The organism is Pseudomonas sp. HMWF006, from assembly GCF_003061205.1.
GTDB lineage: Bacteria > Pseudomonadota > Gammaproteobacteria > Pseudomonadales > Pseudomonadaceae > Aquipseudomonas > Aquipseudomonas monsensis.
This window is the reverse complement of sequence record NZ_QAIU01000572.1, coordinates 9,405-10,189: the sequence shown is the minus strand read 5'-3', so window position 1 is coordinate 10,189 and position 785 is coordinate 9,405. Positions and strand designations below refer to the sequence as shown.

Annotated in this window: 1 protein-coding gene; it reads right to left on the bottom strand. The window is 61.7% G+C overall.

Annotated elements, in window-relative coordinates; all coding sequences use genetic code 11:
• Positions 1-149: 149 nt before the first annotated feature.
• Complete coding sequence (locus tag DBR24_RS26255) at positions 150-503, bottom strand: cytochrome c5 family protein (RefSeq protein ID WP_128616168.1); 354 nt, start codon at positions 501-503, stop codon at positions 150-152.
• Positions 504-785 lie beyond the last annotated feature (282 nt).

Here is a 785-nt window from a genome sequence, read left to right as displayed (position 1 = left end):
CGCCCGACCAGTTGCGCCAGGGAATCAGTCGTGGCGCGCGCATCAATTGGCCCAAGGCCGGGTTCGTCGCCAGCGCACTGAAGGCGCCAACGATACTTGCCCGCTGCAACAACTGACGCCGTGTCATACCCATCGTCATGCGCACGCCCTTATTGTGGGAGAGGTTGATCGGCCATGAAGCCGATCAGTTGCAGGAATTGTTCTTCCGAGCACTCGACGCACTGGCCCATCGGCGGCATGCCGTTATAGCCATTGATAGCGTGATCGAGCAGCGTGTCGGCGCCCTGCCGGATGCGCGGCTCCCAGGCTTTGCGATCGCCGGTGAGCGGTGCGTTGGCGGCCGGATTGGCGTGGCAGAGCTGGCAGCTGTTGGTGTAGATCTGCGCAAGGGTCGGCTCTTTGGGTATCGCGTCATGGGCGGTGGCCGGGGGTTTGGGCTCTTCGCCGCAGCCAAACAGCGTCATGGCTAACGCCAGCAGTAAAGTGAGACGGATTGCCCGCATAACGTTCCTCGAAGGTGGCAGCGCTTATTGTTGTAAGCACACCTTAAGACAGGCAGGTCAGCAGGTTGAGGGCATTGCGGGACAGAGAGGGGGCATCCGGGGCCAGTCCGGAATCAAGTCGGAATCGGCGATAGACACAAAACCCTGTGGGAGCTGGCGTGCCAGCGATAGCGAAGTGTCAGCCACTGAAGCCCGTGAAAGTACCGGCCACATCGCTGGAAAGCCAGAGCGCCCAAGTTCAGCGGTGTCGCTGCCCCCCTCTGTTCTGCGCCTTTGCGTGAC